Here is a 13,470-nt window from a genome sequence, read left to right on the forward strand (position 1 = left end):
CTATTTATCTAGCACCGCCGTCAACGGCGGTGCTGCTCTCCTGACAGCCCCTCACTGTCAGGAACTTTTCCAATGACACCTGCAAAGCCAAACCCTGCGTTGATTTTCCACCGCACCTTGATCGGCGCGGCGATTCCTGCCTGGGTCAGCCATCTGGCGGCCAAAGACTTTCAAACCCTGCTGCAGAGCCAGCAACTGCCGTCGGCGATAGAGCCGCAGCTACAGGCTGCGCTCAAGGCTTCGAGGGCTGCACGCCAGGCGCTGGCAGTGCAGCTTGCCGCGCTCAAGGGCATCAGCCAGTTCTGTGCACCACTGTTGGCCCGTTCATTACGTGAGGCCCATGGGGTGGAAGTGGATGTGCTCAAGGCGCAACTGCACCAGGTCGGTTTTGAAACCCTTGGCGGGCGTACCTTGCCCAAGGGCGCGACCCACAGCAGCAGCCTGCTTGAGGCGGCGCTGCAGAATTTCAGCGCCAACGAAGACCTGGGCCCTTTCAGCTACCTGGCTGACGCGCAAGGTCAAACCGTGAGCCTGAGCTGTGAGCGTTTCGTCGCCCTGTGCCGCGAACTCGACCTGGGTCGGCAGTATCAGCAGCACCTGGCCGAGGTGCTGCAGGACCCCGTCAGGGCCGCCAGCATGACGGCAGCGACCCGGGCCGACTTCGTCGCGCAAGTGCAGCGGGCGCGAAGCTACGGCGAAATCACCGACGCAGTACAGGCCGCGTTGCTACTGCTGGCCGATGGCGGTGCGCCCAGGCTCGATGGCAAAGCCGTGGTCTGTCGGCAGATCAGTGTGCTGGGCAGCGTGCTGGACGGAGCGCTGTTGATCGGCCCGGATCCGGCGGTGAGCACTGTCACTGAACGCTGTGTGGCCTGGATCGCCGGCGCGCCGCTGTACCCGATCAAGGAGTATGTCTCTTCCAGCGCCTTTGCCCGCGACCTGGCCATCAGTATGCGCGACGCTGAATACCGTCAGGTGATCCTCAACTGCGTGCCCCAGGCCGAACGTCGGGAGTTCAATCGCGCCCTGGATGAAGCGTTGTACACCGAACGCTACCAGGGCGAGGAAAAAATCCGCCAGCCGATCCTCAACCCGCGCCTGCAGGTCGAGGAACATGCGCTCGACGGCGAGCTGTGGAGCCGCTTGCAGCGCCTGCAGGTGCGCAGGCTCAAGGCCAATGCCCGGGTACTGGCGGTGCCGACCGCCGATGAAGACCGCGCCGCGCGCCTGGCGCGTTTGCAGCATTGGCTGGATATCGGCCTGAATGTGCTCAACGCGGCGGCGTTTGTAGTCCCGGCGCTCAATCCGTTGATGCTGGCGGTGACCGGCGCGCAACTGATGGGCAATGTGTTCCATGGCGTCGAGGCCTGGGAAGCCGGGGAAACCGCCGAAGCCCTGGCGCAGGTCGAGTCGCTGGTGGTCAACCTGGGTTTGATCGCAGGGCTGGGGGTCGCCGGCAGCGCCGTCGAACCGTCGCTGTTTGTCGATGGTCTTGAGCGTGTCGAATTGGCCAATGGCCAGGTGCGTTTGTGGAAGCCTGACCTGAGCGGTTACGCAAGCCCGGTGCAACTACCCGAGGGCCTGGCGCCCAATGCCCTGGGGCAGTACGCGCTGAACGATCAGTTGTACATCCGCCTGGATGGCAAGCTGTACCAGCAACGCTATGATGCCGGTCTTCAACAATGGCGAATCAGGCACCCGGACAACAACGACGCCTTCGAGCCGCCGCTCAAACACTACGGTAACGGCGCCTGGCAGTTCCAGGGTGAACAGCCGCTGCACTGGGAGCGTGGCCAGTTGCTGCGGCGCATCGGCGTTCTGGCCGAGGGCCTGGACGATGCCAGCCTGGCACAGGCTGCCGACATCAGCGGGGTCGACGACGACGTGCTGCGCCACATGCATGTCGAGCAGGGGCCGCTTGCACCGCTGCTGGCCGATACCTTGCAGCGCCTGCAACTGGACCGGCGCATTACCCGGATGGTCGCCGATATCCGCAGTGGTGCGGCGCTGGAGGCGGGCATGACCTATCCGCTGGCGTTGCTGGTCGAGTTGCCCAAATGGCCGGCCAACCGGGTATTGCAGGTGTTCAGGGGGCCGGAGCTGTGGGGTGAATCGCAGACCTATGGCCTGGAGCGCTGGCCCCAGGGTCACGCCTTCAAGGTGCTGGCCGCCGATGTGCGCAGCGGCAAGCTCGCCCAGGTGCTGTTGCAGGCCTTGAGTGAGGCGCAACGCAGCGAGCTGCTGGGTGAGCATTTGCCCGAGCAGGCACGCTTGCCGGCCTTGCGCGAGCAATTGGCCGATCTGGCAGAGCGCAAGCGCAGCGCGGTGTTCGACAGTCTGTACGCCAGTGTCGAAAGTACCCCCGGCCCGGGCGCCAGGACCTTGCAGCGTGACTTCGCCTCGCTGCCTGATTCGCTTGCCGAGGAAATTGTGCGGCACGCCACTGCCCAGGAGCGTGGGCAACTGATTGGCGAGCAAGCGCGCGTACCTGGACGCTTGGCCGAAGAAGCCCGGGCCTATCAGCGCCAGTTGCGCCTCAATCGTGCCCTTGAAGGGTTGGTGTTCCCTGCACGAATGGCCCTGGACAGCGAGCGCCTGGCACTGCAATTGCTCGCCGATTTGCCCGGCTGGAACAGCGGTATTCGCCTTGAGCTACACCAACAGACGCTGGCCAGCGCGGTGCTGGCCAGCGTCGGTGACAGCGAGGCAGAGCTGCGCTCGATACTCAAGTACGAGGGGGGCTATCGCGTTTTCGATGCCCGCGGTAATGAACTGGGGCTGAGCGATGACTTTTTTACTGCGCTGTTACGCGCACTGCCCGACACCCTGCGCCAGTCGCTTGGGGTAGAGATCTACGAGCCCGCGCAACTGCGCCAGCGTCTGACCCAGCAAGCCCTGGGCAATCGCGCCCGCTGTTCGACCCTGATCGGCCAGCAACCCTCGCGGCCCTGGTTGCAATCGCCGTTGCGCCTGGCCGACGGGCGCCGTGGCTACCCGCTGGGCGGCGCGGTGGGGACCTTGCGTTCCAGCGAATATCGCCGTTTGAGTGCCTTGTACCCCGAGTTGCGCGCCAATGAAATTTCCGAGATCAAGAACCAGCTGAGACTCGCCAATGAAGACCTTGGTGCTGCGATCCAGGGCCTGGAGGATGAGTATCGCCAGCTCGGGCAGACCCTCGACAACTGGGTGGCGCAGCGACCCAGCGCTGGCGAGCGCGTGGACCGGGAAATGCTTCGTGACCGGCTAAAAGCCGCCTGGCGCCGTGTGGGTGGCGATCATAAACATGAACTGGATCTGTCTTCCTGGAGGCCTGGCGGATTGCCAGCGATCAATGTGCGCTTTCGTCATGTCACCCGCTTGTTCCTGCATCGGATGGAGCTGAGCGCAGTGCCGGAGCAATTCCTTTCGTCGTTTACCGAACTCAGGGAACTGAACCTGGACCACAACCGCCTGACCGAGATACCCGCTGCGCTTGGCACCCGGACCAAGCTGCGGTTGCTCAGTCTCGAGGGCAACCAGATCGCGGTCAATGCGCGCATGTTCGACCCGCTGCAAAGCTTGCGGGCCTTGCGTGGGCTGGGCCTCACCGGTAACCAGATGGCCACGCTGCCGGTTGAAGCGATCAATGCCCTGGGCAAGCTCGATAGCCTGACCACGCTGGGCTTTCGGGCCAATGGCGCGACCCTCGATGCCGAGCAGTTGCAAGCCCTGGCGGCAATCCCGTTGCAGGAGCTGGACCTTGCCCGCAATAACATCCAGCTGGACGAAGACGGGGCCACAGCCTTTGCCGGCCTTGTGCGGTTGCGCAAGCTCAACCTGGCCGACAACCCCCTGGGCCGGGCGCCGCAGCTGGCCGGCCTGCGGATGCTTGAGCACCTGAGCCTGCGTGGCTGCCAGCTCGAAGACTGGCCTGAAGGGTTGCTGGAGCTGATGCAGCCGCCAGAGCATCCGCTGCGCACGGTGGACCTGAGCAGCAACGAGCTGAGCGAGCTTCCCGACCTTGCGGCCACGGCCTTTGGCGGTGCGTTGCGTGCCGATGGCCAGCGCAGCCGCTGGCTGCTGCTCAACCAGAACCCGCTCAGCGAGGCCGCTGCCACCCACTTGCGCGGCCTGGGGATGCCGTTCAGTCGCCGTGCCAGCGGCCTGGCCGCCGGCTGGTTACGTGAGGCGAGCGCCGAACAGCAGCAACTGTGGGACACCTTGTTCCCCGATGAAGACACCCATCGCCCGCTGTTGCTGGTGCTCGACCGGGCGCTGGAGTCCAGCGAGGCCCGGTTCGATTTCAACAACATGTCCGCCAGGGTCTGGGAGCTGCTGCGCGCCGCACAAGGTTCCGACCAGCTTTTCAGTGATTTGCAGGCGGTTGCCGACGCTTACCCACCAACCTGTGGCGACGCCGGGGCCGACGGCTTCAGTGCCCTGGAAGTCGAGTTTCTCGCCTATCGCCAAAGCCAGGAGGCGCTTGACCCGCTGCAGCGCACGGCGGCAGTGGTCGGCTTGTACAAGCAGCTCTACCGCCGCGAGCTGGTCAACTCCCTGGCCCAGCGTATCGGCCTTGCCCGCGATCTGCGCCGCGATGCCATGCGTGCCGGCAGCCGCCCGTTGCCGGCCTTCGATCCGCTGGATAACCTCACCGACCAGGACCTGGAGCATGAGTCCGACCCGGTGGAAATTCGCCTGAAGTTGCGTCAGGAACTGGCCACCCGGCTCGACTTCCCCGAGCCGTCCAGCGGCATGCTCTATGCGCACAGGGCCGGTGTTGACGCGCGTGTGATCAAGAATGTCGAGCGCGAAGTCCAGCGCCTGAGCAGCCAGGTGGAGGCCAGGCAGCAATGGATGGTGCTGCAACATGGCTGGAAGCGCTACTTGCGCAAACTGCACGGGCAGCGCTTTGCGACCTTCGAACAGCAATGGCGCGGTGCCGCCGACTACCTGTTGAGCTGCCTGTACGACTGGCATGAGTTCGACGGGCCGCTGGCGCCCGAGGTGCGCAGAGCGGTGCAGCAGATCCTGCCCGATGCACCCGTGGACGGGCAGGGGCACCTGCAGCGTCTGGCACTGTCGGAAGGGCGCTACTTCACCGCTGAGCAGCAGTTGAAAGAAGTCAGCACTGCGGCCGAGCACGGCCTCATCCTCGAACTGACCCGCAGCAGCGAAAGCTAAGCGGCCTGAACGGCCTTGCCTTGCGTCGCTGCACTATCGGCGCAAGGCAAGCGCACCGGCGTCCTGGGCATGCAACGCGCGAAAGCTTTCGGCTTCTTCCACCAGCCAGTCATGCACCGCCCGCGCCCCCGGGTGCGCCAGGCCACCGGGCGGGTACAGCAACACATAACGCTTGTGGTTGGCGATCGGCAGGCCGAACGGCACGATCAGCGCGCCGCGTTCCAGCTCGTCATTGAGCAGGGTTCGCCGGGCAATGGCCACGCCGATGCCGGCAATCGCCGCCTCGATGGTCAGGTGGTTGCGGTTGAAGGTGTGCCCACGGCGCACGTCCAGGCCACTGGCGCCAATGCCCTCGAGGTAGAACTCCCATTCGGCGTATTCCGAACTGCCGCGCCAGGCGGTGATGTCGTGCAGCAGCGGGTAGTGCGCCAGGTCCGCCGGGCCGTGCAGCGGCGGGCGGCCGCGCAGCAGGGAAGGGGCGCAGACCGGGAAGATCTGTTCGTCGAGCAGCGGTGTGGAATGCATGCCCGGGTAGCTGCCGTCGTTGAGGTCGATGGCCAGGTCGAAGTCGCCTTCGTGCAAGGCCTGGCTGCTGTCTTCGGCCACCAGGCGCAGCTGGATGTCCGGGTAGCGTTGCTGCAGGCGCGGCAGGCGCGGGGTCAGCCACTTGGCCAGAAACGACGGGATCGAGCGCAGGCGCAGGGTGCCGCGGATTTCGCCAGCGTCCAGGCGGCGCAACTCGGCATCGATGCTGCCATAGGCTTCGCCGACGGTCTGCGCCAGGCGCTGGCCTTCGGCGGTCAGCTCGACGCCGCGGGCGCGGCGCAGGAACAGGCGAAAGCCCAGGCGCTCTTCCAGTTGGCGGATCTGCTGGCTGACCGCGCCGGGGGTGATGTGCAGCTCTTCGGCGCAGCGGGTGAACGACAGGTGCCGCGCCGCACAGGCAAACACATGCAGCCAGACGTACATCTGGCCATTCATTTGTCGCTTCATCGTTTAGCTCTGCTAAAGGCTTGCTTAGAAAGTTTCGTTGGTCAACACGCAAGTGACCGGGCAGTATCGCGCAACTTCGCGACACCCATCAATTTTTTAACAGTGCCGTTGCGTGACATGGATTGTTGCCTCGGTCAGGCATTAGCATGGCTATCAGTGTTTTCGACCTTTTCAAGATTGGCATCGGCCCCTCCAGCTCCCACACCGTAGGCCCCATGCGTGCGGCGGCAACCTTTGCCCAGGCCCTGCGTGAGCAAGGCCTGCTGGAGCAGGTCAGCCGGGTCGAGGTGCGCCTGTACGGCTCGTTGTCGGCCACCGGCGTCGGCCACGCCACCGACCGCGCCTGCCTGCTCGGGCTGATGGGCGAATGGCCGGACCAGATCGACCCGCAAAGCATCGAGCCGCTGATCGCGCAACTGCAGCAGAGCCAGGTACTGATGCTCGACGGCACGCAGGCGATTGCATTCGACTGCGCCAGCGACTTGCTGCTGCTCGATGAAAGCCTGCCGTATCACCCCAACGCCATGACCCTGGAAGCCAGCAGCGCATCGGGTTCGTTGCTGCAGCAAACCTACTATTCGGTCGGTGGCGGTTTTATCGTCGAGGCCGCGCAAGTGGGCATGGCCGGCAACAGCGCCGAGCAGGTGCAACTGCCCTATGACTTCGACAGCGCCGCCCAGTTGCTGGCGCTGTGCAAGCAGCACAAGCTGCGGGTCAGCCAGGTGATGATGGCCAACGAGCTGGCCTGGCGTGAGGAAGCCCAGGTGCGCAGCGGCCTGCTGAAACTCTGGGCGGCGATGCGCGAGTGCGTCGACAACGGCCTGCGCAACGAGGGCATCTTGCCGGGCGGGCTCAAGGTCAAGCGCCGCGCCGCCAAGCTGCACCGCAGCCTGCAGGAGCTGGGCAAGCCCAACGTCATCGGTTCGACCCTGAGCGCCATGGAGTGGGTCAACCTGTTCGCCCTGGCGGTCAACGAAGAAAACGCCGCCGGCGGGCGCATGGTCACCGCACCGACCAATGGCGCCGCCGGCATCATCCCGGCGGTGCTGCACTACTACATGAAATTCAACCCCGAGGCCTGCGACAACGACGTCGTCGACTTCCTCCTCAGCGCCGCTGCGGTGGGCATCCTGTGCAAGAAGAACGCCTCGATCTCCGGCGCCGAAGTCGGCTGCCAGGGCGAGGTCGGTTCGGCCTGCGCCATGGCCGCGGCCGGCCTTGCCGACGTGCTGGGGGCAACGCCCATGCAAGTGGAAAACGCCGCCGAAATCGCCCTTGAGCACAACCTCGGGCTGACCTGCGACCCGGTCGGCGGCCTGGTCCAGGTGCCGTGCATCGAGCGCAACGCGATTGCTGCAGTCAAGGCCATCAACGCCGTGCAGATGGCCTTGCGAGGCGATGGCGAGCACTTCATCTCCCTCGACCGGGTGATCCGCACCATGCGCGACACCGGCGCCGACATGCATGCCAACTACAAGGAGACGTCACGCGGCGGCCTGGCGGTCGCCTTCGTCGAGTGTTGATCGTTTAAAAAGCAAGGCTTCGCTGGCAAGCCAGCTCCCACAGGGATTGCACCATTCCTGTGGGAGCCGGTCTTGCCGGCGATGGGCTGCACAGCAGCCCCAGGTTTTACCCAGCAACAAAGCAGTTCGTTCATAAGCAACAAAAACAACTACAAGGCAATATCGATGACTGATGTAAATAGCACCACGACCGTTCGTGTGGACTCGGCCGCGCCTGCGCAAAGCCGTGCCTGGAGCCGTCACGACACCACCTGGGTCCTGGGCCTGTACGGCACCGCCATCGGCGCCGGCACCCTGTTCCTGCCGATCAACGCCGGGGTAGGGGGCTTCTGGCCGCTGCTGGTACTGGCGGTACTGGCCTTCCCGATGACCTTCTACGCCCACCGCGGCCTGACCCGCTTCGTGCTTTCCGGCAAGCGCGGCGCCAGCGAAGACATCACCGAAGTGGTCGAAGAGCACTTCGGCGTCGGCGCCGGCAAGCTCATCACCTTGCTGTACTTCTTTGCCATCTTCCCGATCCTGCTGGTGTACAGCGTCGCCCTGACCAACACCCTGGGCAATTTCATGGAGCACCAGCTGCACATGACCCCGCCGCCGCGGGCGCTGCTGGCCTTGCTGCTGATTTGCGGGCTGATGATCGTGGTGCGCAGCGGCCAGGGCATTATCGTCAAGGTCATGAGCCTGCTGGTCTACCCGTTCGTGGCCGCGCTGTTGCTGCTGGCGGTGAGCCTGATCCCCAACTGGAACGGCGCCTTCTTCGCCCAGGCCAGCGAAGGCATGCCCCTGGAGCTGTTCTTCAAGACCTTGTGGCTGGCCATCCCGGTGATGGTGTTTTCGTTCAACCATTCGCCGATCATCTCCGCCTTTGCCGTTGACCAGAAGCACCGCTATGGCGAGCAGGCCGATGCCAAGAGCGGCAAGATCCTCGCCAGCGCCCATGTGATGATGGTGCTGACGGTGATGTTCTTCTGCTTCAGCTGCGTGCTGGCCCTGAGCCCGGCGGACCTGGCCGCTGCCAAGCAGCAGAACATCTCGATCCTGTCGTACCTGGCCAACCACTTCCAGACCCCGGTGATCGCCTTTGTCGCGCCGCTGATCGCCCTGGTGGCAATCACCAAGTCGTTCCTCGGCCACTACATCGGTGCCAGCGAAGGCTTCCAGGGCATGATCGTGAAAAGCCTGCGCAGCCGTGGCAAACAGGTCTCAAGCAAGCGCCTGGAACAGATGACCGCGTTGTTCATGGTCATCACCTGCTGGGCCGTGGCGACCCTCAACCCGAGCATCCTCGGCATGATCGAGAACCTCGGCGGGCCGATCATCGCCTGCCTGCTGTTCCTGATGCCGATGTACGCCATCCACAAGGTGCCGGCGCTGCGTAAATACTCGGGCAAGGCCTCGAACGTGTTTGTGGTGCTGATTGGCCTGATTACCCTGTCGGCGATTCTGTTTTCGTTTTTTGCCTGACGTTCCCCTCTGATATGCTGGCTATAGCCTATAGCCAGCATTCAGTCGCAAGGGACCTGCATGAAAACCATCGCCAAGCTCAGCGCCACGGTGCTGCACCGTCACTATGGTGAACACGCCTTTGCCCAGGCGCTGGCCGAAAAAGAGTTGCACGATCTGCGGATCATCACCTACGGCGTGGCAGGCAATCTGGCGTCGATGGTCAAGTACCTGCACAACACCTTCCTGCGACGCGCCAAAGGCTCCTGCCGGGTGATGATCGGCCTGTCGAACATTGACAGTATCGGTTCCGAGGCGCTTGCCGGCCAGATCCGCAAGCTGTTCAGGCATTTCGATCCGCAATCGGGCATCGAGCTGTTTGTGCATGGCGCTTGCCACATCAAGCTGCTCAGCTATCGCGGGGTGAGCTTTCTTGGTTCGCAGAACCTTTCGGGTGCTGCCGAACCCTACTTCAACGGGATCGAAGACAAGCTCTACTTCAATCGCTTTCATGAAGCCCTGGTGCGCATCGAAGATCCTGGCAATGCCTGCGCCAATGCCTTGTTTGACCGCGTGCTGGATGATCGCATGCTCTGTCAGCGCATCTGTCGGCGCAGCGCTGCCCAGGCCTATGCCGATGCGCTGATCGAGGGGGTGAAGATCGACACCGCCGCCAGCCATGTCGCCCAGGCCCTGCAACTGCGCGCGGCATTGAAAGGCCTGAGCGGCTACATTTGCCTGGCGCCTGAATGCCGCGATCGCGTTGCGCTGTACCGGCTGCTATCGAAAATAGGCCAGGCCAGTGCGCCGCATACCCTGGTCGAGGAACTGTTCGATGAGTTGTATGGCACCGACGACTTTGCCCAGGTGAAGGATGAAGCGCTGCTGTTCAGGCTTTGGAGCCTGGTCCACTCGCTCAATGACCAGCTTTCTTTGCACAAGCCGAAGGTGCTGGAGTTGCTGGAGGAGGCCGAAGCCCTCGAGGCGTTGAAGTTCGATGCGCAAGCACTCGAGGAATTCGGGCAAGACCTTCAGCAACTGACCGCCCGTCACCTGGTCACTCATCTGCAGGAATTTGTCGAGCACCAGGAGTTTGCGATTATCCAATCCATCATGTCGAACCCGGAGTACGAGCATTCCTATATGTATGGGGCCACGGACGAGGACGGCAACCTCGACCACGAGCGCATCGAGCGCAACCTCTGCAACAGCGAGCTGATGTCGCTGGATCAGAAGCTCGAGCGTATCGACCCTCGGCCCATCCTCGACGCCATCGAGCAATGCCTGGGCCGTCATCTGCACCGCCTTCATGACTCATCGGCGCTGCTGCAGCAGGCCAATGCGCTGTTGCAGGACATCGAACAGCAGTATCAGCATGAGCTGCAAAGTGAGGAGTTTTGCAGCTTTTTGCATAAGCGCAATCTGCTCCCGGAACCCTCGCTGTTGTGAATTCTCAACCAGGCGATCGCGCGCCGAGATCAGCCTGTGATCTCGGCGCGTGGTCAGCGGCTAGCGCGACTCGCTCTTGAGCTTGGCGAAGCTTTTGCGCAGGTCACTGGCCCAACCGTCCAGCACCGGCTTGACGTTCTCCAGGGCCAGCTTTGAGGTGTCGTTTTCCAGGGCCTCGCCGGTGCCTTTGCGCACCACCTGGGCAATCACCTTGTTATTGCCGCCGTCGAGGAAGGCCGCCTCGGTGGCGATGTCGACTTCCTGGTCGCGGCCGCCGGCGGCGGTATTGACCGCAGCGGCCACCAGGGCGATGGGGATCACTTCGTAGGGTTTCAGGCCTTCGGTCTTGGTCGATACCGCGGTGATCGCCGGGCGCACCACCAGCACGCCGGGGCCCGGGCCCTGGGCCAAGGGCAATTCGGCGCCCAGTTCACGCTTGAGCGCGGTGTTGTAGTACTGGGTGATCTGGCTGAGGATTTGCGGCGAAATCGCCGCGGTAGGCTGGGGCTTGGGGTAGAACTGGCTGGGCTCGATAAACACCTGGGTAAAGCGCGCGGCCTTCACTTGTGGGTCGATCCAGCGCATCACCGGCTGGCCGGAGCTGCTTTCGGCGGGCTTGAGGCGGCTATAGTCCTTGAGAAACCCGGAGTACTGGCTGGGGTCGACCTGGCTGCTGGAGCAACCGGCAAGGACGATAAGGGCAGAGCAGAGCAGGGTGGAGCGCAAGGTGGGTTTCATCGACGTTCGTATCCTTGGCAATGACCGCACGGGACGGGGAATTGATCGCCTGAACAACGCTAGCAGCTCTTGGCCTGGCCGCCAGTTCATTGACCCCGGTCAAGCGCACCCTGGCCTGTCGGGCGCAGGGTGGACAATCACTACCGCCCCGTCGAGGACACCGCCATGGCCAAGATGAAAGCTGCGATTTTCGTTGAAAAGAACCGCATCGTGCTGGACGAAAAGCCGATCCCCGAAGTAGGCCCGCTGGATGCGCTGATCCGCATCACCACCACAACCTTGTGCGGCACCGACGTGCACATTCTGCGCGGTGAGTACCCGGTGGCCAAGGGCTTGACCATCGGCCACGAGCCGGTGGGGGTGATCGAAAAGCTCGGCTCCCAGGTACAGGGTTTTGTCGAAGGCCAGCGGGTGATCGCCGGCGCCATCACCCCAAGCGGCCACAGCTTTGCCTGCCTGTGCGGTTGCGGCGCCCAGGACGGCCCGGATACCCGCCACGGCTTTCGTGCGGCGGGCGGCTGGAAATTCGGCAACAGCATCGACGGCAGCCAGGCCGAGTACCTGCTGGTGCCCGATGCCACCGCCAACCTCTGCGCCATTCCCGATCACCTGAGCGACGAGCAGGTGCTGATGTGCCCGGACATCATGTCTACCGGGTTTTCTGGCGCCGAGCGTGGCGAGGTGCAGATAGGCGACACGGTCGTGGTCTTTGCCCTCGGCCCGATTGGCCTGTGTGCCGTCGCCGGCGCGCGGCTCAAGGGCGCGACCACGATCATTGGCGTCGATACCGTCGCGGCGCGGATTGAAGTGGCGCACAAGCTCGGTGCAACCCATGTGGTGGATTTCAACCAGGGCGATGTGGTCCAGCAGATCATGCAGCTCACCGATGGCCGTGGGGTTGACGTCGCCATCGAGGCGCTGGGCACGCAATCGACCTTCGAATCAGCGTTGCGGGTGCTGCGCCCCGGCGGCACCTTGTCGAGCCTGGGCGTGTACTCAAGCGACTTGCGCTTGCCGCTGGACGCCTTTGCCGCAGGGCTTGGCGACTACCGCATCGTCAGCACCCTGTGCCCCGGCGGCAAGGAGCGCATGCGCCGGCTGATGGAAGTGGTAGGCAGCGGCCAGGTGGACCTCAAGCCGCTGGTGACCCATCACTTCAAGCTCGATGACATTGAGGCGGCGTATGAGTTGTTTGCCCATCAGCGGGATGGGGTGATGAAGGTGGCGATTACCCCTTGAGTGTGTCGAGCGCAAAGCGCTCGCAATGATTTTGACTATGCAATACTGGTCAATCCTTACCACCCCTGGACCCCGCAATGGACCTGCCCCGCCGCTTGCGCAGCAAACAGCTGAAACTCCACGCCCCGGAACTGACCTTCGCTGCGCAACTGCAGGCGGTGCTCAACGCCAACTTCGATTTTCACCGTGAGTTTCTGCCCTGGGCCCGTGACGACTGGACCCTGGAGCAGGCGCGCCAAAGCCTGCTCCAGGCCCGGCAGAACTGGGCAGCGCCCCAGGGTGAAAAACGCTACTACCTGTTCCTCGCCAGTGGTGAGCTGATCGGTTGCCTCGGTGTGCGCCCGGATGCCCAGGGCAAGGTCGGCCTGGGTTACTGGATCGCCGAGGCCCATGCCCGGCAGGGCTTGATGACCGAGGCGCTGGAAACGCTGTTGCCAATGCTCGAAGGTTCGCTGTTGTGGCTGACCACGTCGCCGGCCAATGTTGCGTGCCAGCGCCTGGTGGAGGGGCTGGGGTTCAGGCGGGTGGCGTCGGCGGCTGGGGCGAATGCGCGGTTGCGGTATGAGTTGAGGTGTTGATTTAAAGTCGGCGTTGCCTGGGTTTACGAGCGCTTCGCACTCGATCGCTGGCAAGGCCAGCTCCCACAAGTTCAGCGTCACGCCGGCCACTGTGGGAGCTGGCTTGCCAGCGATGAGGCCGGCAAAGCGCTAGCCAATTTCAGGTCCTAGGACCTATCCTACGCAGATCTGTCGATCTCACAAGCTTGCCCGGGGAAGGTCTGCACACTAGGCTCGCTCGGTCACTGAATGTTCGGTGACCGGGTTTGGCGACCCGGACAAGTATCCGCCGCTATTCAGCGTGTGTGCAGGTGTCAGCGCCGAAGACGCGCTGGTGCATGCCTTGCTGTACCTCAGAGTCGCTT

At 63.6% G+C, this 13,470-nt stretch carries 8 protein-coding genes; 6 read left to right on the plus strand and 2 right to left on the minus strand.

What is annotated here, in order from left to right:
• Positions 1-72: 72 nt before the first annotated feature.
• Positions 73-5,163: a DUF6543 domain-containing protein gene (locus tag UB48_RS16030; protein ID WP_045198778.1), complete on the plus strand. Its 5,091-nt coding sequence runs from the start codon at positions 73-75 to the stop codon at positions 5,161-5,163.
• A 33-nt stretch (positions 5,164-5,196) separates the two neighbouring features.
• Here UB48_RS16030 and UB48_RS16035 read toward each other — a convergent pair whose 3' ends face one another.
• Complete coding sequence (locus UB48_RS16035) at positions 5,197-6,156, minus strand: LysR substrate-binding domain-containing protein (RefSeq protein WP_045198779.1); 960 nt, start codon at positions 6,154-6,156, stop codon at positions 5,197-5,199.
• Between the two features lie 146 nt (positions 6,157-6,302).
• Here UB48_RS16035 and UB48_RS16040 point away from each other — a divergent pair, with 146 nt between their 5' ends.
• From UB48_RS16040 to UB48_RS16050, 3 genes are all read left to right on the plus strand, one after another.
• Entirely contained in the window at positions 6,303-7,679 is a 1,377-nt protein-coding gene (locus UB48_RS16040; protein ID WP_045198780.1) for an L-serine ammonia-lyase, read from the plus strand.
• Positions 7,680-7,844: 165 nt separating this feature from the next.
• Positions 7,845-9,143: a serine/threonine transporter gene (locus tag UB48_RS16045; RefSeq protein WP_045198782.1), complete on the plus strand. Its 1,299-nt coding sequence runs from the start codon at positions 7,845-7,847 to the stop codon at positions 9,141-9,143.
• A 60-nt stretch (positions 9,144-9,203) separates the two neighbouring features.
• Positions 9,204-10,571 carry a hypothetical protein gene (locus UB48_RS16050; RefSeq protein WP_045198784.1) on the plus strand — a complete coding sequence of 456 codons (1,368 nt, stop codon included), beginning with the start codon at positions 9,204-9,206 and terminating at the stop codon, positions 10,569-10,571.
• Positions 10,572-10,631: 60 nt separating this feature from the next.
• Here the strand turns inward: UB48_RS16050 and UB48_RS16055 are convergent, their stop codons facing one another.
• Entirely contained in the window at positions 10,632-11,309 is a 678-nt protein-coding gene (locus UB48_RS16055) for a DUF3313 domain-containing protein (protein ID WP_045198785.1), read from the minus strand.
• Positions 11,310-11,474: 165 nt separating this feature from the next.
• Between UB48_RS16055 and UB48_RS16060 the strand changes: the two genes are divergently transcribed.
• Together UB48_RS16060 and UB48_RS16065 are read left to right on the plus strand one after the other, a co-directional pair.
• Positions 11,475-12,548, plus strand: coding sequence for an NAD(P)-dependent alcohol dehydrogenase (locus UB48_RS16060; RefSeq protein WP_045198787.1), 1,074 nt, complete (start codon positions 11,475-11,477; stop codon positions 12,546-12,548).
• A gap of 77 nt (positions 12,549-12,625) precedes the next feature.
• Positions 12,626-13,126, plus strand: coding sequence for a GNAT family N-acetyltransferase (locus UB48_RS16065; protein WP_045198789.1), 501 nt, complete (start codon positions 12,626-12,628; stop codon positions 13,124-13,126).
• Positions 13,127-13,470 lie beyond the last annotated feature (344 nt).

The organism is Pseudomonas sp. 2(2015) (assembly GCF_000955865.1).
Taxonomy (GTDB): domain Bacteria; phylum Pseudomonadota; class Gammaproteobacteria; order Pseudomonadales; family Pseudomonadaceae; genus Aquipseudomonas.

Excerpts from the sequence above, each read along its gene's own strand:
- UB48_RS16050 (WP_045198784.1), top strand. The coding sequence starts at position 9,204 with ATGAAAACCATCGCCAAGCTCAGCGCCACGGTGCTGCACCGTCACTAT.
- UB48_RS16045 (WP_045198782.1), top strand. The coding sequence starts at position 7,845 with ATGACTGATGTAAATAGCACCACGACCGTTCGTGTGGACTCGGCCGCG.
- UB48_RS16060 (WP_045198787.1), top strand. The coding sequence starts at position 11,475 with ATGGCCAAGATGAAAGCTGCGATTTTCGTTGAAAAGAACCGCATCGTG.
- UB48_RS16065 (WP_045198789.1), top strand. The coding sequence starts at position 12,626 with ATGGACCTGCCCCGCCGCTTGCGCAGCAAACAGCTGAAACTCCACGCC.
- UB48_RS16030 (WP_045198778.1), top strand. The coding sequence starts at position 73 with ATGACACCTGCAAAGCCAAACCCTGCGTTGATTTTCCACCGCACCTTG.
- UB48_RS16040 (WP_045198780.1), top strand. The coding sequence starts at position 6,303 with ATGGCTATCAGTGTTTTCGACCTTTTCAAGATTGGCATCGGCCCCTCC.
- UB48_RS16055 (WP_045198785.1), bottom strand. The coding sequence starts at position 11,309 with ATGAAACCCACCTTGCGCTCCACCCTGCTCTGCTCTGCCCTTATCGTC.
- UB48_RS16035 (WP_045198779.1), bottom strand. The coding sequence starts at position 6,156 with ATGAAGCGACAAATGAATGGCCAGATGTACGTCTGGCTGCATGTGTTT.